At 73.6% G+C, this 25974-nt stretch carries 23 protein-coding genes; 14 read left to right on the forward strand and 9 right to left on the reverse strand.

Annotation, left to right across the window (positions count from 1 at the left end):
• Window positions 1-3 precede the first annotated feature (3 nt).
• From OG715_RS30010 to OG715_RS30030, 5 genes are read left to right on the forward strand one after another with little or no spacing between them, the layout of a single operon-like run.
• The gene (locus OG715_RS30010) at window positions 4-321 is read left to right on the forward strand and encodes a bifunctional 3-phenylpropionate/cinnamic acid dioxygenase ferredoxin subunit (protein WP_030394948.1); all 318 of its coding nucleotides are present in this window, start codon (window positions 4-6) and stop codon (window positions 319-321) included.
• A 6-nt stretch (window positions 322-327) separates the two neighbouring features.
• On the forward strand, window positions 328-1092 hold the full coding sequence (gene sufC / locus OG715_RS30015) for a Fe-S cluster assembly ATPase SufC (RefSeq protein ID WP_266274159.1): 765 nt from the start codon (window positions 328-330) through the stop codon (window positions 1090-1092).
• A 26-nt stretch (window positions 1093-1118) separates the two neighbouring features.
• The gene (locus OG715_RS30020; RefSeq protein WP_266274675.1) at window positions 1119-2366 is read left to right on the forward strand and encodes a cysteine desulfurase; all 1248 of its coding nucleotides are present in this window, start codon (window positions 1119-1121) and stop codon (window positions 2364-2366) included.
• Between the two features lie 15 nt (window positions 2367-2381).
• A complete protein-coding gene (gene sufU, locus OG715_RS30025; protein WP_093860082.1) occupies window positions 2382-2831 on the forward strand; it encodes a Fe-S cluster assembly sulfur transfer protein SufU in 450 nt (149 codons plus the stop codon).
• Window positions 2832-2854: 23 nt separating this feature from the next.
• Entirely contained in the window at window positions 2855-3232 is a 378-nt protein-coding gene (locus OG715_RS30030; protein ID WP_078880144.1) for a metal-sulfur cluster assembly factor, read from the forward strand.
• Window positions 3233-3422: 190 nt separating this feature from the next.
• Here the strand turns inward: OG715_RS30030 and OG715_RS30035 are convergent, their stop codons facing one another.
• Window positions 3423-4286, reverse strand: a complete 864-nt coding sequence (locus OG715_RS30035) for a helix-turn-helix domain-containing protein (RefSeq protein ID WP_266274158.1) — start codon at window positions 4284-4286, stop codon at window positions 3423-3425.
• Complete coding sequence (locus tag OG715_RS30040; RefSeq protein WP_323182232.1) at window positions 4270-4881, reverse strand: NUDIX hydrolase; 612 nt, start codon at window positions 4879-4881, stop codon at window positions 4270-4272. The genes OG715_RS30035 and OG715_RS30040 overlap by 17 nt, the downstream gene beginning before the upstream one ends.
• Window positions 4882-5023: 142 nt before the next feature.
• On the opposite strand from OG715_RS30040, the gene OG715_RS30045 reads away from it, so the two are divergent.
• Window positions 5024-5572, forward strand: a complete 549-nt coding sequence (locus OG715_RS30045; RefSeq protein ID WP_266274157.1) for a Uma2 family endonuclease — start codon at window positions 5024-5026, stop codon at window positions 5570-5572.
• 376 nt (window positions 5573-5948) lie between these two features.
• Here OG715_RS30045 and OG715_RS30050 read toward each other — a convergent pair whose 3' ends face one another.
• Window positions 5949-7283, reverse strand: a complete 1335-nt coding sequence (locus OG715_RS30050; protein WP_266274156.1) for an MFS transporter — start codon at window positions 7281-7283, stop codon at window positions 5949-5951.
• 358 nt (window positions 7284-7641) lie between these two features.
• Here OG715_RS30050 and OG715_RS30055 point away from each other — a divergent pair, with 358 nt between their 5' ends.
• Window positions 7642-9279 (forward strand): hypothetical protein, encoded by a 1638-nt coding sequence (locus OG715_RS30055; RefSeq protein WP_266274155.1) that lies wholly within the window; start codon window positions 7642-7644, stop codon window positions 9277-9279.
• Between the two features lie 97 nt (window positions 9280-9376).
• Here OG715_RS30055 and OG715_RS30060 read toward each other — a convergent pair whose 3' ends face one another.
• The gene (locus OG715_RS30060; RefSeq protein ID WP_266274154.1) at window positions 9377-9823 is read right to left on the reverse strand and encodes a VOC family protein; all 447 of its coding nucleotides are present in this window, start codon (window positions 9821-9823) and stop codon (window positions 9377-9379) included.
• Window positions 9824-10118: 295 nt separating this feature from the next.
• Here OG715_RS30060 and OG715_RS30065 point away from each other — a divergent pair, with 295 nt between their 5' ends.
• Window positions 10119-11294, forward strand: a complete 1176-nt coding sequence (locus tag OG715_RS30065) for a hypothetical protein (RefSeq protein WP_266274153.1) — start codon at window positions 10119-10121, stop codon at window positions 11292-11294.
• A gap of 278 nt (window positions 11295-11572) precedes the next feature.
• Window positions 11573-13057, forward strand: a complete 1485-nt coding sequence (locus OG715_RS30070) for an alkaline phosphatase PhoX (protein WP_266274152.1) — start codon at window positions 11573-11575, stop codon at window positions 13055-13057.
• 99 nt (window positions 13058-13156) lie between these two features.
• On the opposite strand, the gene OG715_RS30075 is transcribed toward OG715_RS30070, so the two are convergent.
• A complete protein-coding gene (locus OG715_RS30075) occupies window positions 13157-14758 on the reverse strand; it encodes a PucR family transcriptional regulator (protein WP_266274151.1) in 1602 nt (533 codons plus the stop codon).
• Between the two features lie 312 nt (window positions 14759-15070).
• Between OG715_RS30075 and pruA the strand changes: the two genes are divergently transcribed.
• The 3 genes from pruA to OG715_RS30090 all read left to right on the forward strand — a co-directional run bounded on the left by pruA (window position 15071) and on the right by OG715_RS30090 (window position 18655).
• Entirely contained in the window at window positions 15071-16699 is a 1629-nt protein-coding gene (gene pruA, locus OG715_RS30080) for an L-glutamate gamma-semialdehyde dehydrogenase (RefSeq protein WP_266274150.1), read from the forward strand.
• A gap of 147 nt (window positions 16700-16846) precedes the next feature.
• Window positions 16847-17776: a proline dehydrogenase family protein gene (locus OG715_RS30085; RefSeq protein WP_266274149.1), complete on the forward strand. Its 930-nt coding sequence runs from the start codon at window positions 16847-16849 to the stop codon at window positions 17774-17776.
• 183 nt (window positions 17777-17959) lie between these two features.
• A complete protein-coding gene (locus tag OG715_RS30090; protein ID WP_407661036.1) occupies window positions 17960-18655 on the forward strand; it encodes an RraA family protein in 696 nt (231 codons plus the stop codon).
• A gap of 18 nt (window positions 18656-18673) precedes the next feature.
• On the opposite strand, the gene OG715_RS30095 is transcribed toward OG715_RS30090, so the two are convergent.
• From OG715_RS30095 to OG715_RS30105, 3 genes are all read right to left on the reverse strand, one after another.
• Window positions 18674-19165, reverse strand: a complete 492-nt coding sequence (locus tag OG715_RS30095) for a GNAT family N-acetyltransferase (RefSeq protein ID WP_266274148.1) — start codon at window positions 19163-19165, stop codon at window positions 18674-18676.
• 64 nt (window positions 19166-19229) lie between these two features.
• Complete coding sequence (locus OG715_RS30100; protein ID WP_266274671.1) at window positions 19230-20495, reverse strand: TerD family protein; 1266 nt, start codon at window positions 20493-20495, stop codon at window positions 19230-19232.
• A 184-nt stretch (window positions 20496-20679) separates the two neighbouring features.
• A complete protein-coding gene (locus OG715_RS30105) occupies window positions 20680-22134 on the reverse strand; it encodes a hypothetical protein (protein WP_266274147.1) in 1455 nt (484 codons plus the stop codon).
• Between the two features lie 463 nt (window positions 22135-22597).
• Between OG715_RS30105 and OG715_RS30110 the strand changes: the two genes are divergently transcribed.
• A complete protein-coding gene (locus OG715_RS30110) occupies window positions 22598-23101 on the forward strand; it encodes an SsgA family sporulation/cell division regulator (RefSeq protein ID WP_266274146.1) in 504 nt (167 codons plus the stop codon).
• An 87-nt stretch (window positions 23102-23188) separates the two neighbouring features.
• Here OG715_RS30110 and OG715_RS30115 read toward each other — a convergent pair whose 3' ends face one another.
• Entirely contained in the window at window positions 23189-24709 is a 1521-nt protein-coding gene (locus OG715_RS30115) for a GAF domain-containing protein (RefSeq protein WP_266274145.1), read from the reverse strand.
• A 485-nt stretch (window positions 24710-25194) separates the two neighbouring features.
• On the opposite strand from OG715_RS30115, the gene OG715_RS30120 reads away from it, so the two are divergent.
• The gene (locus tag OG715_RS30120) at window positions 25195-25950 is read left to right on the forward strand and encodes a phosphatase PAP2 family protein (protein ID WP_323182231.1); all 756 of its coding nucleotides are present in this window, start codon (window positions 25195-25197) and stop codon (window positions 25948-25950) included.
• Window positions 25951-25974: the final 24 nt, after the last annotated feature.

The following is a 25974-nucleotide window of genomic DNA, read 5'->3' on the forward strand; positions in this document are numbered from 1 at the left end:
CCCATGAGCTTCCTTCGCGCCTGTGCGCTGAGCGAACTGGCTGAGGACGTGCCCAAGCGCGTCGACCTCAACGGCGTACCGGTCGCCGTCGTCCGCACCGACGAGGGGGTGTTCGCGGTCAACGACATCTGCTCGCACGCGAACGTCTCGCTGTCCGAGGGCGAGGTCGAGGACTGCATGATCGAGTGCTGGCTGCACGGCTCCAGCTTCGACCTGCGCACCGGCAAGCCCTCCGGCCTGCCCGCCACCCGGCCGGTCGCTGTCTACCCCGTAAAGATCGAAGGGGACGATGTGCTCGTCTCCGTCAACCAGGAGTCCTGAGTACACATGGCTACCCTTGAAATCCGCGACCTGCACGTCTCCGTCGAGGCCGAGAACGGTCCCCGGGAGATCCTGAAGGGCGTCGACCTGACCGTGAAGCAGGGCGAGACCCACGCCATCATGGGTCCGAACGGCTCCGGCAAGTCCACCCTCGCCTACTCCCTGGCCGGCCACCCCAAGTACACCGTCACCGGTGGCTCGGTGCTGCTGGACGGCGAGGACGTCCTGGAGATGTCCGTCGACGAGCGCGCCCGGGCCGGCGTCTTCCTGGCCATGCAGTACCCGGTCGAGGTCCCCGGCGTCTCGGTCTCCAACTTCCTGCGCACCGCCGCCACCGCCGTCCGCGGCGAGGCCCCCAAGCTGCGGCTGTGGGTGAAGGAGGTCAAGGAGGCGATGGCCGCCCTCCAGATGGACCCGGCCTTCGCCGAGCGCAACGTCAACGAGGGCTTCTCCGGCGGTGAGAAGAAGCGCCACGAGATCCTCCAGCTGGAGCTGCTCAAGCCCAAGGTCGCGATCCTCGACGAGACCGACTCCGGCCTGGACGTCGACGCGCTGCGGGTCGTCTCCGAGGGCATCAACCGGGTCCGTTCCACCGGGGAGGTGGGCACCCTCCTGGTCACCCACTACACCCGCATCCTGCGGTACATCAAGCCCGACTACGTCCACGTCTTCGCGGCCGGCCGCATCGTCGAGTCCGGCGGCGCCGAGCTGGCCGACAAGCTGGAGGCGGAGGGCTACGAGGCCTATGTGAAGGGTGGCGCGTCCGAGTGACCTCTTCCACGCACGAGTCGGCGGTCCTGTCGGGCCTGCTCGACACCGACGCGATCCGCAAGGACTTCCCGGTCCTGCAGCGCGTGCTGCACGACGGCAAGCCGCTGGTCTACCTGGACAACGCGGCCACCTCGCAGAAGCCCCGCCAGGTGCTCGACGCCCTGAACGCCTACTACGAGCGGCACAACGCCAACGTCCACCGCGGCGTACACGTGCTCGCCGAGGAGGCCACGGCGCTGTACGAGGGCGCCCGGGACAAGGTCGCGGCGTTCGTCAACGCGCCGAGCCGCAACGAGGTGGTGTTCACCAAGAACGCCTCCGAGTCGCTCAACCTGGTCGCCAACATGCTGACCTGGGCGGACGAGCCCTACCGGGTGGACGCCGAGTCCGAGATCGTCATCACGGAGATGGAGCACCACTCCAACATCGTCCCGTGGCAGCTGCTCTCGCAGCGCACCGGCGCGAAGCTGAAGTGGTTCGGGCTGACCGACGAGGGCCGGCTCGACCTGTCCAACATCGACGAGCTGATCACCGAGAAGACCAAGGTGGTCTCCTTCACCCTGGTCTCCAACCTGCTGGGCACCGTCAACCCGGTCGAAGCGATCGTGCGCAAGGCCCAGTCGGTCGGCGCGCTGGTCGTGATCGACGCCTCGCAGGCCGCGCCGCACATGGTGCTGGACGTCCAGGCGCTGGAGGCCGACTTCGTCGCCTTCACCGGGCACAAGATGCTGGCGCCGACCGGCATCGGTGTGCTCTGGGGCCGCCAGGAGCTGCTGGAGGACCTCCCGCCGTTCCTCGGCGGCGGCGAGATGATCGAGACCGTCACCATGGGCTCGTCCACCTACGCCCCGGCGCCGCACAAGTTCGAGGCCGGCACCCCGCCGATCGCGCAGGCGGTCGGGCTGGGCGCGGCCGTCGACTACCTGACCGGCATCGGCATGGAGCGGATCGCCGCCCACGAGCACGCCATCACCGAGTACGCGCTCGAACGGCTGCTGGAGGTTCCGGACCTGCGGATCATCGGCCCGCGCACGGCCGTCGACCGCGGTGCGGCGATCTCGTTCACGCTGGGCGACATCCACCCGCACGACGTGGGCCAGGTGCTGGACGAGCAGGGCATCGCCGTGCGCGTCGGCCACCACTGCGCGCGGCCGGTCTGCCTGCGGTACGGAATTCCTGCGACCACGCGGGCGTCGTTCTACCTGTACTCGACGCCGGGCGAGGTCGACGCGCTCGTGGAGGGCCTCCACCACGTCCGGAACTTCTTCGGCTGAGGACGGGGCACGACCATGAAGCTCGACTCGATGTACCAGGACATCATCCTGGACCACTACCGCAACCCGCACGGCAAGGGGCTGCGGGACGGTGACGCCGAGGTGCACCACGTCAACCCGACGTGCGGCGACGAGATCACCCTGCGGGTGAAGCTCGACGGCTCCACCGTCGTGGACGTCTCCTACGAGTCCCAGGGCTGCTCGATCAGCCAGGCCAGCGCCTCGGTGCTGAACGACCTGGTGGTCGGCAAGTCCGTGGGCGAGGCCCAGGCGGTCCAGGAGGCGTTCCTGGAGCTGATGCAGAGCAAGGGCCAGGGCGAGGGCGACGAGGAGGTGCTGGAGGACGCGGTCGCGTTCGCCGGCGTCTCCAAGTACCCGGCCCGGGTCAAGTGCGCCCTGCTCAGCTGGATGGCCTGGAAGGACGCCACCGCCAAGGCCCTCGCCGAGCACCCCGCCACCGACTGACACCGCAGAGGAGGACACCCGCCATGACCGAAGAGACCACCTCCCCCGCGGAGGAGACCACCCCGGCCGGCCCGGTCGGCACCAGCGCCGGCACCGTCGCCGTCGAGGACCTCGTCGAGGCCCTGATGGACGTCGTCGACCCCGAACTGGGCATCGACGTCGTCAACCTGGGCCTCATCTACGGCGTCCACATCGACGACGCCGATGTGGCCACCATCGACATGACCCTCACCTCGGCGGCCTGCCCGCTGACCGACGTGATCGAGGACCAGGCCAGGACCGCCACCGACGGCCTGGTCAAGGACCTGCGGATCAACTGGGTCTGGATGCCGCCGTGGGGCCCCGACAAGATCACCGACGAGGGCCGCGACCAGCTCCGCGCCCTGGGCTTCAACGTCTGAGGCCCTGAGTCGATCTCGACCTGCCTGCCGCTGCCGCGCGAACCGCAAGGTTCGCGCGGCAGCGGCGTTTTCGTGGTGCACCCGCGTGTGATCTCCGTGATTGAGCAGCTCTACCGCCGTTCCCCACCGTCCACCCCCCACCCGCCTCCCGGCGGGTGCCCGCCCCGGGCCCGAGGTAACAGGGTGCGTCTCAGGCGGCGATGTGCGCGGGCCGTCCGCCGGTAATTGCAGTGCGCAGGGCGGTTCGGACCCTGGCGGCGCCCGCTGCTGCCACCTCTGCCCCCTTGCCGATCGTGAGGGCGCCGGTTGTCAGACCGGTGCACGGGCGGCAGATGCCTGGTTGTGGCACGGGGTCGTGGCACTTGGCGCACTCGCTGTACCGGGCCGTTGGCCGTGCGGTGGGCCGGGTGGGCGGCATCTTGCGCTCCAGCCGGTAGCGGATGACGGCCGCTGCCGAGTGCATCGGGACGGGTAGGCCCGGAAGCAACGCGTGAGCGAGGTCGGCAGGGGTCGCGCCGCGCTCCAGCCACTGTGCGACCAGGGGCGCGAGTTCGGCGGCCTCGGCCTCGCCCAAGTGCAGACGCGGTTCGGACCGGATCACGCGGAACAGGGTGGCCACGGCTTCGCGGACCACTTCGGCCTTGCCGTCGTCGGCCGAGCTCGCGGGGAGGGAGGGTTCTTTGCGCCGGTTCTTAACAGGAGGGCTGTCAGTGTGCCCGGTGCCCGCTCCACCGGGTGCCGGACGGGTGGCATCCGGCGAGGACCAAGGCGTGTCGTACACGTGGGTCTCGGTGCGGATGGTGCCGTCCGGCATCCGGATCTTCTCGACGCGGTAGTAGCCCGCGTCGGTCAGCTCCTTCAGGGCCTTGCGGATCGCGCCGCGCCCCTGCGGGCTGGAGTCGGCCATGTGGCGGCCGTCCTCCCGCCAGCCGTCGGGGCGGGAGAGGAGGTCCGCGAGCAGGCCGCGGGCGGTGTAGGAGAGCCGTCGGTACTGGAGGACGGCGTTGGGCAGCACGGTGAAGTTGCGCACGTGGGCGCTACGATGGACGCGCATCGGGAGTGATAGCTCCTGTTGCCGGACCCCGGAGCGTTGGCGCGCTGCCGGGGTCGCCTTTTTCTCTTTGAGTACGGAACGTACCACGGTATTTGACGCACCGTGAGGCGCTTTTGACACCCAGTGAGAGTCTGGCGTACGGACGCGGCGACCGGTCGGCGGCTACCCGGCGGCGAGGAGTTCCACCGCGTTCGACGGCCGCGCGGAGAACCGCGGCGATCTCCTGGGGCAGGAGGTTGATCGCGCCGATGGCTTCGGCGGTGAGGGGGATCTCCTCCAGGAGGTACTCACCTCGGCCTTCCTCGCTGAACTCGGGCCCGGTGCGGTCCTCGAAGCTCCACTTCTCGATGGCGGCGAGGTAGAAGTCCTGGCGCTCGTCGTCCGTCTCGATGGTGTGGAGGAGGCTGACGATCTCAGCCTCGCCCGCGATCTCCTCGCGGACCTCGCGCAGCAGGGCCTCCTCGGGGCTGGTGTCGGTCGGCTCGATCTTGCCGCCGACGATCACCCAGTACGGGTCGACGCCGGGGCGGAGGCGCTTGATCAGCAGCGTGGTGTTGTTCGGGGTGACGAGGACGGCGCGGACTCGGTGCTGCACGGTGGTCTCTTCCTGTCGGTCTGAGCGGCCCAATGTCTGACGGATAGGTCGAACGTCAACCTAGTGGCACGCAACTCGCTCCTTCGGGGGAAGGGTTTGCGCGGCAGCGGTACGGCTGCGACGGGGCGGCAAGGCTGGGGGCATGTCGTCCGTTGTTGCCGCCGGGCAGTGGGTCCTGCCCGAGTCGCCGTATGCGCTCTGGGTTCGGGGCGAACTCGACGAGCATCTCGGGCTGCCTGAGCGGTTGCGGGTAGAAGTGATCGGTGGCGAGTTCGTCGTGGCACCGTATCCACCGGTGGTTCACGCTGCGATCCTCTCGGACCTGCATGAAGGGCTGTTTCGCGCCGAGTCCAGGGACGAAGGCTTTCCGTGGCAGGTGTTGCAGCACGTTGGTGTCGATCTTGCCGAAGTCGGGGACGGCTACTGTCCCGACCTTGTCCTGGTGAGCGCTGAGGTGGATCTGCTGGAAGGCGCGGAGGATCGATATCTCCGCCCGGACGAGATCAGCCTCGTCGCCGAGGTCACTGCGTACCCCGGCGCACACAACGACCGGTGCCCGGTGTCCGGCAAGCCCACCAAGTGGAGCGGATACGCGCGGAGCGGGGTGCCCTACTACCTGCTGGTGGACCGGGACCCGGGACAGCCGGGCGTCACCTTGTTCGGCGAGCCGAACAGGGCTGAGGCTGCGTAACGAACCCTGGGTGAGTGGAAGTTCGGCGAGGCCGTCCGACTGCCGGGGCCGTTCGACGTCGAGATCGACACCGGTGCCTGGAAGCCCTGGAGCGCGTAGGCGTGGTGGAACGTCGCCGTCCCGGAACGGACCTCCGTTCCGGGACGGCGGGGTTGCTACGGCCGGCGCCCGCCCGATTGGCGCGCCGCGCGGGCGGGGCTGGGGTGGGCACCCGCCGCTGGGCGGGTGGGGGTGGACGGTGGGGAACGGCGGGAGAACTGCCCAACGAAGCGGGTGATGCGCGGGTGTTCACCTGGCGTGCGGCTGAGGTGGGGAAACGCCGCTGCCCGGGACTTCCGAAGGAGTCCCGGGCAGCGGCGTTCGGTGTGCGTGGTGGTCAGGCGGGCTGTCGGGGCTTGCGGGCGACGGCGACGGCCAGGGCCGCGCAGAGGGTGGCCGCGAGGACGGCGAAGCCGCTGACGGCGGGGAGCAGGCCGTAGGACTGGACGAGGGCGCCGACGGCGACGATGGGGAGGGAGGAGCCGAGGTAGACGATGACCCAGAGGGAGGAGAGCTCGGAGCCCCTCCGTTCGGGGTTCATCGCGCCGACGGCGGTGGTGAACAGGGAGCGGAAGGCGATGCCCTGGCAGGCGCCGCCGAGGACGCTGCCGATGAAGAGCAGCGCCGGGGTGCCGGTGTACCCGGCGGTGACGACCAGGGCCAGGCCGGTGGCCAGGCCGGTCATGCCGAGCGCGATGACCACGCGGTCGGCGGTCGGCGGGACGAGCAGCTGGGCCAGCGCCGAGGAACCGAGCAGCAGGGCCGCGACCACGGCGCCGATCAGCTTGGAGTCGGTGTGCAGCAGCTTGGTGGCGAAGGCCGGGGCCAGGCTGAGGTAGACGCCGAAGACCGCGTAGGAGATGAAACCGGCCGTGGCGGCGAGCAGGAACTCGCGGCGGCCGGTGCGCGGCAGTCGCAGGCGCTGCGGGCGCAGGTGGGCCGGGGTGGTGATCCGGGGCGGGTCGGCCGGCGGGCGGTTGCGGCCGGGCATCCGGGGGTGGACCAGGGCCAGCGGCACACAGAGCGCCAGAAGGGCGATGGCGTGCAGCAGGAACGGGCTGAGCAGCGGGTCGGAGCCGGTGGCCAGCATGGCGCCCACCACCGGGCCGAGCGCGACGCCGCCCGCCGAACACGCCAGGGTGATCTTGGCGGCCAGGGTCGGCCGGTCGGGCAGCAGGTCGCCCAGGGCGGCGCCGGCGGCGCCGGTGGTCAGGCCGACGGCTATGCCCTGGACGGCGCGGCCGGCGGCGAGCTGCCAGAAGCTGCCCGAGGTGGCGAACACGACGTCGCCGACGGCGGACAGCGCCACGGCGGGCAGGATCAGGGCGCGCCGGCCCAGGTGGTCGGACCAGTGGCCGACCACGGCCAGCACCGGGACGAGTGCGAACACGTAGATCGCGAACAGGACAGTGGTGTCCAGTGCGGTCAGGTGCAGCTGTTGCTGGAGCAGTGAGTAGATCGGCGTCGCCAGATTGGCGCCGATCAGCATGAGGAGCAGCGCGCCGGCGACGAGGCCGACGCGGACACCGCGCAGCGCGTTCCAGCGGCTGATCGCGGCGAGCCGGAGCTGGGCGCGGGGCGCGAGCTCCAGGGGAAGCAGGGCCTCCGACAGTCGGCGTCCGTCGAGCTGCGCGGTGCGCAGGCCGGAGCCGGCGGGGGAGAGGTCCGCCATGGCAGGGGTCTCCTGTGGCCGGGCACCACGCGGGTCGGCGGGGTGTGCCGGCGCGCCCGTCCTGGGCGCTGTGGTGGTGGCCTCGGTGCGGGCTCCCTGGTGGTGCAGGTGAGCGAGAGCGGGGCTACGTTGCCCATCGGTGCGCGCGGGGTTGTGCGCGGTACCGACTTCGAAGGATAAGGGGTGGGCGCGCGCTGGCGGCGCGCGCCCCTGGAGGCCGGGCGTCGGGGGTGCCCGGCCTATACGCTGAGGTAGTGGGCCGGTACGCGGAGGTGATCTCCGCGGCCCCGGCCCGGCTGACCGTTCGGAACAGCCCGATGGTGCTCGGTGAAGCTCGGTGTAGGGAGAACGCGCAACGATGGCCGCACGACGTCGCAGGAACGCCGGCCCCTCGGCGGCGGGGACCCCGGGCGAGGGCGCGGTGCTGCCCGCCGACCTGGAGCTGCAGGATCTGTACGGCGCGTTCGCCGCGCACGGACTGGACGACGAGGACCTCGACGACGCGGCGGTGCTGGTGCCGCCGGTCCGGCTGCCGTCCGAACCGGAGCTGGCCGCGCTGGCGAAGGCCGTTCCGATGTTCGACTGGGCGCTGCGGCTGTCCCGCTGGGCGGCCCCGCACCGGGCGGTGGACGAGTTCGGCGACCTCACCGCCCCGGACCGGGTCCCGGCCGCCCGGCTGCTCGGCCTCGCCCCCGAGGAGGGGGAGGTCCCGGAGGAGGCGGTGGTCGAGGCGATGCGCGCCTGGTCGCTCGCCTGCGACCTGGACCTCGTCGAGATCGGCACCACGGCGGCCGGTGAGCACGTCGCCGTCCCGGGGCCGGACCTGGAGCCGGCCGAGGAGGGCGACCCCGAGACCGTCCTGGAGCTGTGGCTGACGGCCGCCGGGATCGTCCGCGAGCTGGCGGTGGAGGCGGACTCCCAGGACCTGGAGCGGGAGGACGACGGGGACGCCGAGGCGGAGGAGGACGAGGAGGGCCTCGGCGAGGTCGAGGACGCCAGGGACGAGGCCGCCGAGCTGCTCGACGAGGCGTTGCAGGTGCTGTACGAGACCACGGCCTTCGCCGAGCCGGGCACCGAGACGGTGCCGCTGGGCGTGCTGGCGGCGCTGCTGGTCGTCCCCGAGGGCGAGGAGCCGAGCGACGAGCTGCTGGGCGACATCACCGATGTGATGGTGGCCCTGGACCCGATGCTCGCCGACCTCTCCGAGCTGGGTCTGCTGGACTACCGGCCGATCGACCCCGAGCTCTTCGACGAGGAGGAGGGCGAGGAGGGCGAGGAGACCGCCGGGGTCGGCCCGGACGGCGGGCCGGCGGAGCTGGACGAGGCGGAGTCGGCCCGGTTCGGGCTGGTCCGGCTCACCCCGCTCGGCCAGTACGGGATCCGCCAGTGGCTGCTGGAGGACGGCTACGACGCGCCGCTGGTCGGCGACCTGGCCCAGGGGGACGCCGCCGAGCTGCTCCGCGGGGTCAGCGAGGCCGCCAATGTGCTGCCCGAGGAGGAGCTGAAGGTCTGGATCGAGGGGCGGGAGCCAGCGGCGGCGGCGCGCGAGTTGCTGGAGGCGGCGCGCGGCAACGACGCGTACGCCCCGATGCGGCGGATGCTCTGCCACTCGGCGCTGACCCTGATCGGCGCGCCCGCCGAACCGGCCGTGCGGGAGGTGCTGGGCGATCCGGAGCTGGGCGGCGGCGCTGCGGCCTGGCTGGTCGCGCTCGGCGCGGCGGACGTGCCCGCGCCGGACCGCGCGACGGCGCTGTGGACGGTCGTCGACGCCTTCGCGGCCCAGCTGCTGGACACCGGCGGCGATCCGGAGCTGCTGCGCGAGCTGGTGGCGGAGCTGCCGGTGACGGAGGAGCCGGCGGACTACCTCGGTGAGCTGTGGCGGGTCGAGCACCCGTACACGGCGGACGTGCTGGAGGCGGTCGGCGAGATGCACCCGGACCGGGCGGTGGCGAAGGAGGCCCGCAAGGCGGCGTTCAAGGCGCGCTCCAAGGGCTGAGGCGGCAGCAGAGCCCCCGCTGGTGAACAGAGCCGGTGAACAGAGCCCCCCGGCGCCCGGCGCCCGGCGCCCGGTGCCCGGTGCGGCGGGCGGGGGCTCAGCGGGGCAGGTCGAGCGATCCGTCCTCGGTGAACGGGAAGAACGGGTTGTGGGCCAGCTCCCAGAGGTGGCCGTCAGGGTCCTCGAAGTAGCAGGAGTAGCCGCCCCAGCCGGTCGTCGCCGGCGGCTTGACCACTGCGGCGCCCGCCTCCACGGCCGTCGCCAGCGCGGCGTCGACCAGGGCCGGGGACTCCAGGTTCACCGCGAGGGTGACGCCCCGGAAGGCCGGCTCGCCCGCGGACGGCACGCCCGCGTCGGCGGCCAGCTCGTCGTGCGGGTAGAGGCCGAGCACCGAGTCGGCGGTGCGGAACCAGACGATCTCCGGGCTGGAGGCGGCGGACCGGTGCCAGCCGAGCGCCTCGTAGAAGCGGGCGCTGCGGTCGAGGTCGGTCACGCCGAGGGTGACGATGCTGAGCCGGGCCGGGAAGTCCGTGGTTGCTGTCATGCCGCCAGCGTAGGGAGGGGGACCGACAGCGGCGCCCCGGGCAGGGCCGTCCGGCGGGGGCCGGGACCGGCCGGGACGAGGCGGGACCGGGAGGGGTGGACGGGGTGCGGTGGCCGCCCGCCCGGCGGCGGATCGGCCCGGTGCGCAAAGGGCCTGATGACCCGGCAGGTCGGGCCACGTATCGTTGCCGGGGTCTACGGCACGGCGGGAACGGCGAGGACAGGGGGTGCGGCGCGGGATGACGCGGGCGAGCGGAGGCGGTCGGAGCGGTCGGTACGGGGACGGTGCGGGCACGGTGGACCCGTGCGGCCGCCCGGGGGACTGTCCGCGCGAGTGCCGGGTCGGTGACCTGGAGGAGTTCCTCGGCGGTCAGGAGGACCTCGCCCGCCGGACGCTCGCCGCGGCCGACTTCCCGTTGTACGGCGTGGTGCCCGCGGCGGGCCCGGGCGGTCCGGCCGCGCTGGTCGCGTTCGGCGGCGGCGCGGATCCCGTTCCCGGCTGGGTCGAGGTCGGCACCGGCGACTGGACCTCGGCGGCCGGCCCCTACGTCACCGTGCGCACGCACCGGCCGGGCGCCGACCGGTACGAGCCGCTGCCCGAGCTGGAGGACGTGGTCGAGGACGAGCGCGACCGCGTGTACGAGCAGCTCGGCGTCGACGAGGGCGACACCCCGGGCCGGGTCAGGGCGCTGCGCGAGTGGATCACCGTCGACGGCCGGGCGCACGCCGTCGAGGTGCACGAGGACCGGCGCGGCCTGTGGTCCGGCGCGCCGCTGCCCGGCTGCTGCCCGATGGGCGGCGCCGAGCCGGTCTGGGCGGGCCGGTTCCGGGTGGACGGGCTGACCGTGACGGTCTGCGGGCGCGGGGTGCCGCCGGGCGGCGTGGAGCTGGCCCGGATCCAGGACCCCGAGAGCTGTCTGCGCGGCCGCACCGCGCTGCTGCGCGAGCTGGCCGGCCGGCGCGGCCGGTGCCTGCCGGTGGAGCGGCGCGAGCTGCCCCCGGTCACCGGCCTGGAGGGGCACCGGGAGGTGATCGCGCACGGCATCAGCGAGGCCGCCGCGGTCGAGGCGCGGCTGCGGTCCGGGCGGCCGCCCCGGCCGCTGCGGGGGGCGCGCGCGGAGGCGGGCGCGCTGCGGTGGGAGTCGGCGGTGCGCCAGCAGATGCGGCTAGGTTCGGAGACCAGGGCGGAGGCGGCGGAGGCGGTGGCCGCGCTGGTCGAGCAGCTCCGGCGGCTCTCCCAGCTGACGCACTGGGTGGTGGGGACGCCGGAGGGCGACGCCGCGGTCGAGGAGTCGATCCGGTACTCGGTGTTCGCCAGCGAGGTGGCGAGCCTGCCGGCGCAGCAGGCCTGGCAGCGGGTGCGGAGCGGGGAACGGGCGCGGAGCGGGGAGCGCGAGGAGCACCACCGGATGGCCGAGCAGCTGTGGCTGGCGGCCTGGGAGCAGTGGCGGGTGGCACGGGCCGGCCACTGAGGCGGCCGGGCGGCCGGCCCGGTTGAACAGTGGCCCCCCCTGGGGCCGAACGGGGGGTGGCCGGGGCCCGGCCGGTGGTGTGACCTGTGGGGACATGGCAAAAGTTGAGTCATGAGTTCGAATACGGTCGGCAAATGGCCGCTCTGACGCGGTGTCCCCTTCACCGGGCGTTCACCCGGCGGGCGGAGTCTGCTGGGCGTCGACGACCGTTCTCGACACCTCGCACGCCGCGCACCGGGTCCGCCCGGTCGGCTCCCCAGCCTTCAGGAGTGACTGCCATGTCGCTGTCCCGTCGGGACTTCGTCAACCGTTCCACCCTCGTCGGGGCCGGCGTACTGATCGCCGGCAGCGCGGAGGCCCTGGCCACCGCCCCGGGTGCGATCGCAGCTCCGGCCGGTGGCGAGGCTCCGGCCGCCGAGGCCGCCGCGGCCGAGCGCCTCGCCGTGGGTTACGGCCCGCTGGTCGCCGACGCGCAGGGCGGCCTGCTCGCCCTGCCCAAGGGCTTCAAGTACAAGGTCGTGAACCGGGCCGGCGTCACCAAGCTGCGCACCGGTGAGTTCACCCCGAGCAACCACGACGGCACCTCGGCGTTCGAGGACGAGCGCGGCGGCAACCTGCTGGTCGTCAACCACGAGCTGGGCGGCGCCCGCGCCAACTGGCCCAACCCGGTCCCGCTGACCGAGGGCCACGTCTACGACCCGGGCGCGGCCGGCGGCTGCACCATCGTGCACGCCAAGGCCAACGGCACGGTCGAGCAGTGGGTCGGCATCGCCGGTACCGCCACCAACTGCGCCGGTGGCGTCACCCCGTGGGGCACCTGGCTGTCCGGCGAGGAGACCGAGGACAAGGCCGGCAAGAACGGCTTCACCAAGGACCACGGCTACATCTTCGAGGTCGACCCGTTCGACGACGACTACAACCGTGACCCGCAGCCGGTGAAGGCCTTCGGCCGCTACGCCCACGAGGCCGTCGTCGTCGACCCGAAGCGCGGCCACGTCTTCCTGACCGAGGACGCCTCGAACCCCAACGGCCTGCTCTTCCGCTGGACCCCGCCGGCCGGCTTCAAGCACGGCCGCTACCAGCTGCGCAAGCTGGCCGCCGACGCCGGCGTGCTGGAAGCCTTCAAGGTCTTCGACGCCCAGGGCAAGTTCATCGACGACCTGTCCCGCGCCACCACGGTCGGCACCACCTACGGCGTGGACTGGGTCAAGGTCCAGGACCGCGACGCCAAGACCGTCTCCGTCCGCAAGCAGTTCAAGGACGGCGAGGTCACCCGCGCCCGCAAGCTGGAGGGCATGTGGTGGGGTGACGGCGGCTTCTACTTCGTCTCCAGCTTCGCCCGCTCGGAGAGCCCGCTGCAGCACGACGGCCAGGTCTGGTTCTACAGCCCGGTCCGCCGCACCATCACCCTGAAGGTCCTGCTGGGCGTCAACACCGACGTCTGGGGCGACCACGACAACTTCGACGGCCCGGACAACATCACCGTCTCGCCCTACGGCGGCATCGTGATCGCCGAGGACGGCGAGGGTGTCTCGCACCTGTTCGGCGCCACCGAGGACGGCCTGACCTTCCCGATCGCCCGCAACGAGCTGAACATCGGCACCGCCGAGAAGCCCGAGTTCAGCGAGTTCACCGGCGTCACCTTCTCGGACGACGGCAAGACCCTCTTCGCCAACATCCAGACCCCGGGCATCCAGCTGGCCATCACCGGCCCGTGGCACCGCCTGAACGAGCACAAGCGCGGCCAGGGCTACGGCCAGTGAGCTGACCGCGAATGAGTGATCGGGGCCCGCTTCGGCGGGCCCCTTTCGCATGCCCGGGGACGTACGGGCCCCGGGGCCGACTGCGGCGGGCGTGCACCGTCAGGAGTCGGCCGGCAGCCGCAGCTGGAGCATCGCCAGCAGCCGCTGCTGCGGCTGCGCCAGGTCGATCCCGGTCAGCTGCTCGGCCCGGCGGACCCGGTACCGCAGGGTGTTCGGGTGGATGTGCAGGGCGTCCGCGGCGACCCTGACCTCGCCCAGGGCGTCCAGCCAGGCCAGCACCGATTCGGCGAGCCTGGTCCCGTGCCTGCGGTCGTAGGAGGTCAGCGCGGTGAGCCTGGGGTCGCGCAGGCCGCCGCGCTCCTGGAGCAGCGCCAGCACCTCGCTGACCAGCACCTCCGCCTGGACGTCGATCAGCGCCGCGACCTCCAGGTCGACCCCGCCGCGGCCCATCGCGTCCAGGATCCGGTCCGCCTGCGCGCGCGAGTCGGGCACCTGGGCGAGGCCCTCCACGGTCGAACCGAGCGCCGCCCGCAGCGGGACGCCCAGGTGGTCCCTGGCCGCCTCGACCACCTCCTGCGCCCAGCCGCGCACCGTGGCCATCGGCAGATTGGCGGGCAGGTCGGGCAGCAGCACGTACACCCGGGACTCGATCGGCGCGAGCAGCGCGGCGCGGTGCCGGGCCGCCGTGTGCACCGAGATGAGGCCGGTCACCTCGGCCCGGGTGAGCTGCTCGGTGGTGCCCGCGCTGTACGCCAGCACGGTGGCCGGGCGCCGCACGTCGAGGCCGAGGTGGGTGGCCAGCGACTGCGGGCCGGTGGAGCCCTCCAGCAGGCCGGTGACCAGGGTCCGGGTGAGCCGGACGTCCGCGGACAGCTCCCGGCGGCGGCGCACCAGCTGGGCCGCGGCGACCCGGGCCGCGCCGACGAGCGCCTGCTCGGCCAGCGGCGCGAGCGGCCGGGAGCCCTCCTGCACCCAGATGGTGCCGAGCGGCTGCGCGCCGGTCCTGATGCCGATCGCGAGCCGGCGGCGCAGGCCGAGCTCCGGGTGCGGGTCGACCGCGATCACGGTGTCCGAGGTGCGCAGGTGCTGGAAGACGCCCCACTCGCGGAGCTTGGAGAGGTACGGCTCGGGGCCCTGCCAGCCGAGGATGGAGAGCCGGCGCAGGTCGTCGACCTCGTCGGAGTCGGAGGAGCGCGAGTAGGCGAGCACCCGGCTGGAGGTGTCCTCGATCGAGACGATGCCGTTGGTGAGCACGGCGACGGTCTGGGCGAGCGAGAACAGGTCGCCGGCGTTGTGCTCGGGGGAGCCGGGAGCGTCCGGGGTGTCCGGGCCGGCGATGATCGCCCGGGCCAGTGAGTCGAGGTGCTCCCAGCGGGTCTCCCGGCGCACCGAGAGCAGCGCCACGCCGGCCTCGGTGGCCGCCTCGCGCAGCGCGTCGGCCTGGCCGGGGGCGTCCAGCTTGACGGCGACGGCGGCGGCTCCGGCCCGGCCGGCCGCGCGCAGCGCCGGGAGAGCGGCCCGGCCCCGGGCGCCGATGGCGAGCACGAGTTCGCCCGGGGCGGCGGTGGGCGGGTCCTCGGGGTCGAGGATGGCCACGTCGCGGACCGGGACGTCGAGGCCGTGCGGGGCGGTCTGGAGCTCGACCAGCGGCTCGCCCAGGGACATCAGCAGCTGCCGGAGCGGGAGGCCGGGGGCGGTCATCGGGCCTCCTCGGGGGTGTCCGACGGGTGGGGCGGGGGCGGCCGCCGGGGCAGTCGCGGAGGCGAGCGGTGGCGGGTCGGGCGTGGGCCGGGAGTGGGTCCGGGGTGGCTCTGGGGTGGGTCCGGGGTGGCCGGTGGGTGGCCGAAGGGTGGCTTTCGTCCGAATCCTTCATCCGGTCGGACAACGCCGTCCGGATGATTTTAGCCGTCCGGCCAATCAAGCGGGCCCTGATGCAGGAATAGCGTTCGTCATGTGGCCGTCGTGCGATCCGCGTCGGCATCCCCCGCAAGGAACGAAGGAGAGCGTGCGCTCATGGATGCTGTGACCCAGGTCCCCGCGCCGGTGAACGAGCCGGTCCACAGCTACGCCCCCGGCAGCCCGGAACGGGCCCGCCTGGAGGCGAAGCTGAAGGAGCTGGGCGGCCAGGAGCCGGTCCAGCTGACCATGACGATCAACGGTGAGCGCCGCATGGGCGGCGGCACCGAGTTCCACGTCGTCCAGCCGCACAACCACGCGGCGAGGCTCGGAACCCTGCGCAACGCCACCCAGGCGGACGCGCAGGAGGCCATCGACACTGCCCTGGCCGCGGCCCCGGCCTGGCAGGCGCTCTCCTTCGACTCCCGCGCCGCGATCTTCCTGCGCGCCGCCGACCTGCTGGCCGGCCCCTGGCGCGAGACCCTGGCCGCCGCCACCATGCTCGGCCAGTCCAAGACCGCGCAGCAGGCCGAGATCGACACTCCCTGCGAGCTGGTCGACTTCCTGCGCTTCAACGTGCACTTCGCCCGCCAGATCATGGCCGAGCAGCCGATCTCCTCGGACGGCGTGTGGAACCGCAGCGACCACCGCCCGCTGGAGGGCTTCGTCTACGCGATCACCCCGTTCAACTTCACCGCCATCGCCGGCAACCTGCCGACCGCGCCGGCGCTGATGGGCAACGTGGTGCTGTGGAAGCCCTCGCCGACCCAGCAGTTCTCCGCGCACCTGCTGATGCAGCTGCTGGAGGCGGCCGGCCTGCCCAAGGGCGTCATCAACATGGTGACCGGCGACGGCCTGGACGTCTCCGCCGTCGCGCTGAAGCACCCGGCGCTGGCCGGCATCCACTTCACCGGCTCCACCGCCACCTTCCAGCACCTGTGGCGCGAGGTCGGCACCAACATCTCCGGCTACCGCACCTACCCGCGGATCGTCGGCGAGACCGGCGGCAAGGACTTCCTGGTCGCCCACCCGTCCGCCGACCCGGCCGTGCTGAAGACCGCCATGACCCGCGGCGCCTTCGAGTTCCAGGGCCAGAAGTGTTCGGCGCTCTCCCGCGCCTACGTCCCGGCCTCGATCTGGGCCGCGCTGAAGGACGAGTTCCGCGCCGAGGTCGACGGTCTGACCATGGGCGACGTCACCGACCTGTCGAACTTCATGTCCGCCGTCATCGACGACCGCGCCTTCGCCAAGAACAAGGCCGCGATCGACCGCGCCCAGGCCGACCCGCAGGTCGAGGTCCTGGCCGGCGGCACCTACGACGACAGCGTGGGCTACTTCGTCCGGCCGACCGTGCTGGTCTGCCAGGACCCGGCCTCGGAGTACTTCCGCGACGAGTACTTCGGCCCGGTCCTCGCCGTGCACGTCTACGAGGACGACAAGTACGACGAGATGCTGACCCAGATGGAGTCCGTCTCGGACTACGCCCTGACCGGCGCGATCATCTCCCAGGACCGCGAGGCCGTTCAGCACGCGATGCTCAAGCTGCGGAACGCGGCCGGCAACTTCTACATCAACGACAAGCCGACCGGCGCGGTCGTCGGCCAGCAGCCGTTCGGCGGCGCCCGCGCCTCGGGCACCAACGACAAGGCCGGCGCCAAGCAGAACCTCGCGCGGTGGACCTCGACCCGCTCGGTCAAGGAGACCTTCGTCCCGCCGACGGACTACCGCTACCCGCACATGGGCTGACCGTCCCTCCGGGACCCGTTCGCGGTCCCCTGACGCCCCCGGCCCCGCAGCCGGGCGGCGTCCCACGGGCGGCGAGCCCACCACCCCCCTGGGCTCGCCGCCCGTCCCTTTCTGCCACCCCAAGAAGCACTCGCTCCAGGAGTCACGATGCTCCGTTCCGCCCTCCTCGCCGCCTCCCGTTCGGCCCAGGTCCGCACCGTCGTCGAGAAGTTCCCGCCGACCCACGCGATAGTCGAGCGCTTCGTCGCCGGCGAGGCCCTCGACGACGCCGTCACCGCCTGCGACGACCTCGTCGCGACCGGCCGCAAGGTCACCCTGGACCACCTCGGCGAGGACACCCGCGACGCCGCCCAGGCCGCCGGCACCGCCGAGGCCTACGAGCACCTGCTCGAGGCGCTCAAGGAGACCGGCCTGGCCGCCGGCGCCGAGGTCTCGGTCAAGCTCTCGGCCGTCGGCCAGTTCCTCCCGGTGGACGGCGAGAAGATCGCCCTGGAGAACGCCCGCCGCATCTGCGAGGCCGCCGCCGACGCCGGCACCACGGTGACCCTCGACATGGAGGACCACACCACCACCGACTCCACCCTCGCCATCGCCCGCGAGCTGCGCCAGGACTTCCCCTGGCTGGGCGTCGTGCTCCAGGCCTACCTGCGCCGCACCGAGGCCGACTGCCGCGAGTTCTCCGGCCCCGGCTCCCGGGTGCGCCTGTGCAAGGGCGCCTACAAGGAGCCCGAGTCGGTCGCCTTCCAGGGCAAGCAGCAGGTCGACCTGGCGTACGTCCGCGCGCTCAAGGTCCTGATGGCCGGCGAGGGCTACCCGATGATCGCCTCGCACGACCCCAACATGATCAAGATCGCCGGCCAGCTGGCCCAGTGGAACGGCCGCAAGCGCGACTCCTTCGAGTACCAGATGCTCTTCGGCATCCGCCCCGAGGAGCAGCTCCGCCTCGCCGGCGAGGGCAACACCATGCGGGTGTACCTCCCGTACGGGGAGGAGTGGTACGGCTACTTCATGCGCCGCCTCGCCGAGCGCCCGGCCAACCTCACCTTCTTCCTGCGCGCCATGGCCACCCGCGGCTGACCCCCGCGGCACCCGCCCGGCCCGGGTCCCCCTTCCGCGATGGGGGACCCGGGCCGTCGTGCGTCCGGGGGTGCCCCGTGCGGGGGCTGGGCCGGGTGTGGCGGGATTTCACTCGATGGGGGGAGGGGGAGCGGCGTAGGATCTTCGTGCTGGTGAACTCTGGCGTGTGAGCGAGGAGTTGGCATGGTGCTGAAGCGGTTCGCGGAGCTGTCCACGCCGTTGGTGGCGGATGCGTGCATGCGGGTGGGGGTCGGGCTGCGGGTGGCGCCGGCCGGGGTGGTGGGGGTGGTGCCGGGGGGCAGGGTCGCCGGGCGGGTGCTGCCGGTGCGGCACTACGGGAGTGTGGACGTGTTCCTGGAGGCGTACGGCGCGGCCGAGCCGGGGGACGTGCTGGTGATCGACAACGGCGGGCGGACGGACGAGGCGTGCGTCGGGGACCTCGCGGTGCTGGAGGCGCGGGCCGCCGGGATCGCCGGGGTGGTGGTGTGGGGGCTGCACCGGGACACACCGGAGCTGGTGGAGATCGGGCTGCCGGTGTTCACCTACGGCAGCCTGCCGCTCGGGCCGCTGCGGCTGGACGGGCGGGAGCCGGAGGCGCTCGCCACGGCGAGGTTCGGGCCGCACCTGGTGAGCGCGGCGGACGCGGTGTTCGCGGACGCGGACGGCGTGCTGTTCGTGCCGGGCGCTCGGCTGGACGAGGTGCTGGAGACGGCGGCCGGGATCGCCCGGACCGAGCGGGCGCAGGCGGAGCGGATCCGCTCCGGGGACACGCTGCGGCGGCAGACCTCGTTCGACGAGTTCCTGGAGCGCCGGGCCGCCGACCCGGGGTACAGCTTCCGGCAGCACCTGCGGCGGGTCGGCGGGGCGATCGAGGAGTAGGGATACGCCCCCGGGGCGTCAGAGCGCCAGGTGCATGATGTGCAGGGCGACGTAGCCGTGCACCGGGTGGTGGAAGGCCTCCGGGACGGTGCCGACGACGGTGAAGCCGAGCGACTCGTAGAGCTTCACCGCGTGCTCGTTGGACGCGACCACGGCGTTGAACTGGATCGCGCGGTAGCCGGACCGGCGGGCCCAGTCGATGCTGTCCAGGACGAGCGCCCGGCCGATGCCCCGGCCGCCGTGCGCCGGGTCCACCATGTAGCTGGCGCTGGCGACGTGGCCGCCGTTGCCCATCTGGTTGCGGTTCGTCTTGGCGGTGCCGAGCACCGCGCCGGTGGCCTCGTCGACGGCGACCACGGTGCGGTGCGGTTCGGGCAGCAGCCACCACTCCCGGCCCTGCTCGAACCCGAGGTCGAGCGGGTAGGTGAAGGTCTCGCCGGCGGCGACGATCGAGTGGAAGAACGGCCAGATGGCGGGCCAGTCCTCGGTGGTGGCTTCCCTGATCAGCATCCGGACATGATGCGCGGCGGACGGCGGGAGGTCCAGTCGTTTTCTCCCGCCGCCCGACCGGCCGTCAGAGCATCGAGGAGGCCGGCTTGACCATCGCGCGGGCGGTCTTGGCGTCGACGTACTCGCCGATCGCGGTCATCACCCATTCGCCCGAGTACTGGCGGACCAGCTTGCACATCACCACGCCGGTGCGGGCCTCGGAGTGGGTCAGGTCGAAGCGGACCAGCTCCTGGTTGGTGCCCGCGTCGAGCAGTCGGCAGTAGGCGTTCTTGACCTCGGTGAACTTCTGGCCGGAGAAGGAGTTCACCACGAACACCAGGCCGCACACCTCCGGCGGCAGGCCGTTGAGGTGGACGGTGATCGACTCGTCGTCACCGCCGCCCTCGCCGGTCAGATTGTCGCCCGAGTGGGTGATCGCGCCGTTGAAGATGCCCAGCTTCATGAACCAGGCGGTGTCCAGCTTCTCGCGCTTGGCGTCGAAGGCGAGGCAGGAGGCATCGAGGTCGATGTTGCGACCCCGGCCGGCGGGCTCCCAGCCGAGGCCCATCCGGATCGAGGAGAGGAAGGGCTTGCCGTTCTTCTCCAGCGAGACCGAGCCGCCCTTGGTGAGGCTGACCCGGCCCTTGTCCAGGGTGACTTTGGTGAGGGAGGGCGCGGTCGCCGCGGCGGGCGGGGCCGGGGGCATCGGGGGCGCGCTCTGCGGCATCGGCGGGGCGGAGGCCATCGCGAGCCGGGGGTCGACCGGGCCGGCGGCCGGCGGCGGGGTCGGCGCGGCGGGGGCCGGGGCGGGCGCGACCGGAGCGGCCGCGGCCGCGGCGGCGGGCGCCGGGGCAGGCGGCTCCTCGACCGAGACGCCGAAGTCGGTGGCGATGCCGGCCAGGCCGTTCGCGTAGCCCTGGCCGACCGCGCGGACCTTCCAGGCGCCGTTGCGCTGGTAGACCTCGACCACGATCAGCGCGGTCTCCCGGTCGAGCGCCGGCGAGGTGAAGGTGACCAGCACCTCGCCGCTGGCGGCGTCGCGGACGGTCGCGGTCGGCTCGATGCCCGCGAAGGTGGCGCCTGCCTCGTCGGGGCTGGCGGTCACCACGATCTTGCTGATCCCGGCCGGGACGGCGGCGGTGTCGACGATGATGGCGTCCGGGCTGCCGGCGGCGGCCGGGCGGTGCGTCACCCCGGGTCCGTTGGGGGCGTTGTAGAAGACGAAGTCGTCGTCCGAACGGACCTTTCCGGCATCGGTCAGCAGCAGGCCCGAGACGTCCAGCGCCTTGGGTGCGGTGACCTCGACGGTCACCCGCGCGGCGGTCAACGGGGCGTTGCCGCCTTGGGTCAGGACCGTGGACACGAACTCCTCCTGGGAATGACGTGGTGCGGGGCCGGCCCCGGCGGTGGGGCGGCTGTGCCGACTGGCGACCACAGTAACGAACGAGGTCGGCCGGATGAGCCCGAACGGGCCGCTGACCTGTCGGGTTGTCCGACCGGGGCGGACCGGCGCGCCCGGACCGGACCGGGGCCGCTCAGCGGGCCGGTGCGGGTGCGGGTGCGAGTGCGGGCGTGGGTGCGGGCGCCGGTGCGGATGCCGGTGCCGTGGGGCCGGGACCGCGACCGGGACGGGCGTCGGTGCCGGACGGAGCCGCGAAGGTGCCGAGGGCGGCGACGGCGCGCGGCCGGTCGATCCCGAAGGCGCCGGCCTTCCAGGACTCGGTGGTCCGGGGCGCGGCGCGGCGCGGTGCGGGCGGACGGACGCCGAGCACGGCGAAGGTGTACCGGCCGGGGCGGACGTCGGTACCGGGCGGGGTGGTGAAGCGGTACACCGCCGCGCCGCGCTCCTGGTGGGCGGTGATCACGGCGCCGGCCAGGTCCGTCCAGACGGTGCCGGCCCCGGGGGCCAGCGCGCCCGGGGCGAGCCGGAACTCGGCCTGGAGCGCGGTGAGCGGCTCGGTGACGGTCAGCGCGAGCAGGTGGCGGGTCCCGTCGCGGCCGAGCTGCTGGACCAGGGCCGCGCCGGTGAGCGCGAGCTCGTCGGCCTTGTCGGTGTCGCCCTTGTCGCCGGTGCCGGTGGTGCCGCCCTTCTCGGGGGCCGGGTCGGTGCCGCCGGTGCCGGGGTCGGTGAGGGTCTCGCCGGTCCAGCCGGGCGGGGACGGCGTCGGGGTGCCCGGTACGGGGGCGAGCGGGCGGGACGCGGTCGGGGAGGGGGAGGGCGCGGGGGTGGCCGGGGCCGTCGTGGTGGGCGCGGGCTCCTCGGCGGGCCGGTCGGCGGTCGGCCGGTCGGCGTTGCGGGAGGCGGGCTGCTCCTCGGCGGTCTGCCCGGCGGCGAGGGTGTCCTGGCCGCCGGTGGTGCCCGTACCGGTGCCTGTTCCGGTTCCCGCGCCGTGTCCCCCGGCGGGCTCGCCGGTCACGCCGTGCCGGGGCGGCGTGACCTCGGCGAGCGGTACGCCGGTGGGGGAGCCGCCGCGGGGCGCGGCCGGGGTGCTGGACCTCGGGCCGGTGGTGGCCCCCGGGGCCCGGGGGCCGGCCGTCGGGTCGTTCGGACCGTTCGGGTTGTCGGCGTCGTTCGGCCGGTCGGGACCGGTCGGGCCGGGTACGGGGACGGCCGGGGGACGGCCCGCGGTGGCGGCCGAGGCGTCGGCCTCCTGGTCGGCCGTGGTGCCGGAGGCAGGACCGGAAGTGCGGCCGGAGGCGGTACCTGAGCCGCTGTCGGGGCCGACGGCCGGGCTGGGCGGCGGGGCGCTGGAGCCGACCCGGGCTACCCCGGCCCGGCGGCCCACGCCCTGCTGCTCGTTGAGCAGCAGGGTGGTGGCGATGCTGATGCCCACGACGGTGGACATCGCCATCGCGGCGCCGGAGAACCGCAGGGTGGGCAGTCGCAGGCGGCCGCCGAACGGGCCCGGCCGGCCGTGCCGGCCGTGCCTGGTGCGGTTGCGGTCGTGCGGGTACGCCGTGTCCTGCCCGGTGTCCTCGGACGGACCCACCGGACCCCTCCCTCCCCTGAAGTCACCGTTGCGGTCGCGGCATTCTCCCACGTACCGACGGCGGCGCCGGTGCCGCCGACCGGGCGGACGGCCGCCGACCGGGCCGGGGACGACCGGTCCGACCGGGATCCGGTCGGGGGAGCGTCGTCCGGGACGCGTCCGGGCCCGGCCCGAGTGCCCCCCGGGGCCGCGCGTGCGGAGTCCGCCGGGTGCGCGCGCGGGCGCGCGCCGGCAGGGGGACGAGCGTAGCAGCGGGTACCCGGGTGCTGGCCAGAGCCCGGACCGAATGGATCAAATCCGTGGACAACCCTTTGACCAGCGGAAGTTGACGGTCCGTCTGACAAGGGCGGTAAGGGACCCCGGGAGCGTTCGGGGATTATTGCAACCCCCTTGCAACCCTTGCCGGTCCGTCGCGCGGTGGCGCAGTCTGGAGGGCATTCCACGCCGTTCTGGAGAGACCGTCATGCCGCCCGACCCGCTGCCAGCACCCTCCAGTGCCCCTCTCGCCGCTACCCCCACGGGCGGCGAAGAGGCAGGCTCCACCGCCGCTCCGGCGGCGGTGGAGGAGGTGCTGTCCCTGCGGATCTCGCTGGGCGAGGAGGTGGTCGGAGAGGTCCGTACGCGGTTCCGGTTCGACGCCGCGCGCCCGTACGAGGTGCTGCTGACGTTCCATTTGGGGCGGCCGGACGAGGCCGACTGGGTGTTCTCGCGCGAACTGCTGCGCGACGGCCTGCGCTCGTTGAGCGGTCAGGGCGACGTCAAGCTGTGGCCGGCCTACTGCCCGTGCCACGGCTCGACGTTGCACCTGGCGCTGGAATCCCCGCACGGCAGCGCCCTGCTGGAGGTCTCCAAGCCGAAGGTCAGGGCCTGGCTGGACCGGACGTACGCGCTGGTCTCGGAGGAGGCGGAGCGGGCCCACGGGCCGAGCGACGCCGAGCTGACCGAGCTGCTGTCCGGCGGCCGCTGAGCCCGGAGCGGGTGCCCCGGGCCGACGGACGGCGCTCGGACGGACAACGTTCGAGTCGGACGAACGGCGCTCGGGCCGGTGGCGCGCTCAGGCCGGTGGCAGCGCGACCCGGCCGGTTCGCGGAGCCGGCAGCTGGCCCGGTAAGGGCGGGGGGCCGGGGAGCCGGACGGTGCCGCCCGCCAGTCCCGCGCGGAGCCTGCGCACGGCCGGGCCCGAGGAGGACGGCAGCAGGTCGTAGGGGTCCTCCGGTCCGGCCACACTGACCAGGACCGATTCGGCGAAGCGGTACGGCCGGTGGGCCAGCAGGCCGCCCAGGTGGCGGCGGAGCCGGGACAGTTCGGCCCGCACCGTCACCGTCCTGGCCGGGTCCCCGAACAGCGCGTCGGCCAGCTGGGCCGCGCTGAGGCCGTTCCGTTCGGTGGCGAGCAGGAGCAGCAGTTCGGCGTGGCGGGGGCTGAGCGCGTGCGACCAGCTGCCGGCCGCGCCGTGCACCGACAGCGCCGGGCTGCCCGGCCGGCGCAGGTCGAGCCGGACCCGGGCGCCCTCGGCCTGTTCGGCGAGCAGTCCGCCGAGGCCGCCGAGCCCGTCGCGAGCCGCGGGACCGTCGAGGCCGCCACGGCCGTCGGGGCCGTCCAGGTCCCCGGCCGGGGCCGGGGCGGTGCTGCGGAGCGGGACGGGGCGGACCAGCCAGCCGTCGGCGAGCGGCTCGATCACGCACTCGCCCAGGCTGGGCAGCCAGTGCACGGCGGTGGTGCTCCAGCCCTCTGCGGGCAGTCGCAGCCGGGCCGGTGGCGGCAGGCCCGCTGCGGCGGCCGTCCAGCCGGCCGCGTCGACGACCAGGGCGGGCCCGTTCACCCGGGCCAGCATCGGGGCGGCGAGGGTGCGCAGGTGGTGCAGCGATTCGAGGCGGCGGGCGCGCAGCTCGGTCTCGGCGAGCTTGGCGGCGGTGGCGGTCAGCTGGAGCAGGTAGGGGCGGACGGAGTGGGCCGGGCCGCTGAGGTTGATGGCGCCGATCAGCCGGCCGGTGCCGGGGTCGTGCACGGGGGCGGCGACGCAGGTCCAGGAGTGGTGGCTGCGCAGGTAGTGCTCGGCGGAGTGGACCTGCATCGGGCGCTGGGCGCGCAGGGCGGCGGCGATCCCGTTGGTGCCGACGCTCTCCTCGATCCACCGGGCACCGGTGAGGAAGCCGATCCGGTCGGCGCTGCGGCGCAGGCCGCGTTCGCCCTCCTGCCAGAGGATGTGGCCGTCCGCGTCGGCGATGGCGAGGATCAGCGGCGGCTGGCCGGACTGTTCGAGCAGGGTGCCGCGCAGGACGGGGAGCAGCGGGTCGAGGCCGCTGGTGCGGCGGCGGTGTTCGATCTCGGCGGGGCCGAGGTGGACGGCGGCGGCGCCCGCGTCCGGGTCGAGGCCGAGGCGGCGCAGGCGTTCCCAGGAGTCGCCGATCTCGGGGCGGGGCTGGAAGAGGGACGGGTCGTCGGCGGTGGTGTCGCGGGTGGCGGCGCGGGCGGCGGCCTCGGCGAGGGCGCGCTCGTGGACCTTGGCCAGTTCCGCCGCGGTCTGCGGCGTACGACGTTCGGGTCGTCGGGTCTGCCGTCCTGGCTGCCGCACTCGGTTCGCTCCTCGCCGCCGTCCGAGGGCGCGCCGGGGCCGACGCGCTGACGAAAGAGTACGGGCGCCACCCGTTCCTGGGGATGGGGTCTGCCAACTCGGAATACCCGACGGTATGAGAGAGGACATGCCAATGGCCGGGAGTGTCCGGCCGGGGGTGGGGAGGGGCGTGACGAGGGGCCGGGAGCGGTGGGCAGGCGCCCGGTTCCGGGGCGGTCGAGGCAGGCGGCCGCAAGCGGGCGCGCGGGGCCTGCGGGGTGCGCGCCCGGCGCACGGGTGCGTGGCAGGGGCGCGTGTCCGGATGCTGGTCACGGTGGCCGGTGCGGGGGCGGGCGGCCGGGCGGGCGGTGGTCCGGCTCGGGCGCGCCCGGTATCGACCGTTGTCCGGTGCTCATCGTCGTTCTGGTAGTAGTTGTCCTTATGCTCCCGATTGTTTGCAAAGTGTTCGGTGACCGGCCGGTCCGCCGTCACACCGGTGCCGACCGGTGACGGCAGTGGTCCCGGTGCACGAGGCGGCGGTGCACGAGGCCGCAGTGCACGAGGCGGCGGTGCACGCGACAGTGGCGCACGGCCTGCCGGTGCACGAGCTGGCCGTGTACGACGGCAGTGGCGTCTCCGGCGGTCTGTACAGCCGGGTGGTCGGCTGGGCGGACGCCGCGCCGCACTGGCTCGACCGGCTGGTCGCGCTCTGGTCGCTGCTCGGCCTCGGGCTCTTCGCGCTGCTGATGCTCGCGGCCTGGTGGCGGGCGCGCGACGGCGGGCCGGCGGTGATGGCCCGGGTACTGGCCTCGGCGCCGGTCGTACTGATCGCCTACATGGTGAACTCCGGCTTCAAGGGCGTGGTGGAGGAGGTCCGGCCGTGCGCGCAGCTGCGGGTGCGGGACACCCTGGAGAGCTGCCCGGGGCCCGGTGACTGGTCCTTCCCGAGCAACCACACCGTGATCGCCTTCGCGGCGGCCGCCGCGCTGTTCCTCGTCGACCGGCGGATCGGCGCGGTCGCCGCCGTGGCCGCCGTGCTGATGGGCGCCTCCCGGGTCTGGGTCGGGGTGCACTATCCGCACGACGTACTGGTGGGGGCGGTGGTCGGCGTGCTGGTGGCGGTGCCGCTGGTGCTCGCGGCCGGCCGGGCCGGGCCGCTGGTGGCGCACGCCCGCACCGGTCCGCTGCGGCCGCTGCTGGGTGCGGGGGCCGCGGCGGCGGTCGTCGGCGCGGGTCGGCCGGTCGGTGCGCGGCGGGACTGAGCGGTACCGGGCGGGACCGAGAGG

Origin of the sequence: Kitasatospora purpeofusca (genome assembly GCF_036010405.1) — a bacterium.
GTDB lineage: Bacteria > Actinomycetota > Actinomycetes > Streptomycetales > Streptomycetaceae > Kitasatospora > Kitasatospora purpeofusca.

What these genes read in the sequence shown, in the direction of transcription:
- OG715_RS30010 (WP_030394948.1), top strand. Translation starts at nt 4, where the DNA reads ATGAGCTTCCTTCGCGCCTGTGCGCTGAGCGAACTGGCTGAGGACGTG.
- sufC (WP_266274159.1), top strand. Translation starts at nt 328, where the DNA reads ATGGCTACCCTTGAAATCCGCGACCTGCACGTCTCCGTCGAGGCCGAG.
- sufU (WP_093860082.1), top strand. Translation starts at nt 2,382, where the DNA reads ATGAAGCTCGACTCGATGTACCAGGACATCATCCTGGACCACTACCGC.
- OG715_RS30030 (WP_078880144.1), top strand. Translation starts at nt 2,855, where the DNA reads ATGACCGAAGAGACCACCTCCCCCGCGGAGGAGACCACCCCGGCCGGC.
- OG715_RS30035 (WP_266274158.1), bottom strand. Translation starts at nt 4,286, where the DNA reads ATGCGCGTCCATCGTAGCGCCCACGTGCGCAACTTCACCGTGCTGCCC.
- OG715_RS30045 (WP_266274157.1), top strand. Translation starts at nt 5,024, where the DNA reads ATGTCGTCCGTTGTTGCCGCCGGGCAGTGGGTCCTGCCCGAGTCGCCG.
- OG715_RS30050 (WP_266274156.1), bottom strand. Translation starts at nt 7,283, where the DNA reads ATGGCGGACCTCTCCCCCGCCGGCTCCGGCCTGCGCACCGCGCAGCTC.
- OG715_RS30055 (WP_266274155.1), top strand. Translation starts at nt 7,642, where the DNA reads ATGGCCGCACGACGTCGCAGGAACGCCGGCCCCTCGGCGGCGGGGACC.
- OG715_RS30060 (WP_266274154.1), bottom strand. Translation starts at nt 9,823, where the DNA reads ATGACAGCAACCACGGACTTCCCGGCCCGGCTCAGCATCGTCACCCTC.
- OG715_RS30070 (WP_266274152.1), top strand. Translation starts at nt 11,573, where the DNA reads ATGTCGCTGTCCCGTCGGGACTTCGTCAACCGTTCCACCCTCGTCGGG.
- OG715_RS30075 (WP_266274151.1), bottom strand. Translation starts at nt 14,758, where the DNA reads ATGACCGCCCCCGGCCTCCCGCTCCGGCAGCTGCTGATGTCCCTGGGC.
- pruA (WP_266274150.1), top strand. Translation starts at nt 15,071, where the DNA reads ATGGATGCTGTGACCCAGGTCCCCGCGCCGGTGAACGAGCCGGTCCAC.
- OG715_RS30085 (WP_266274149.1), top strand. Translation starts at nt 16,847, where the DNA reads ATGCTCCGTTCCGCCCTCCTCGCCGCCTCCCGTTCGGCCCAGGTCCGC.
- OG715_RS30090 (WP_407661036.1), top strand. Translation starts at nt 17,960, where the DNA reads ATGGTGCTGAAGCGGTTCGCGGAGCTGTCCACGCCGTTGGTGGCGGAT.
- OG715_RS30095 (WP_266274148.1), bottom strand. Translation starts at nt 19,165, where the DNA reads ATGCTGATCAGGGAAGCCACCACCGAGGACTGGCCCGCCATCTGGCCG.
- OG715_RS30110 (WP_266274146.1), top strand. Translation starts at nt 22,598, where the DNA reads ATGCCGCCCGACCCGCTGCCAGCACCCTCCAGTGCCCCTCTCGCCGCT.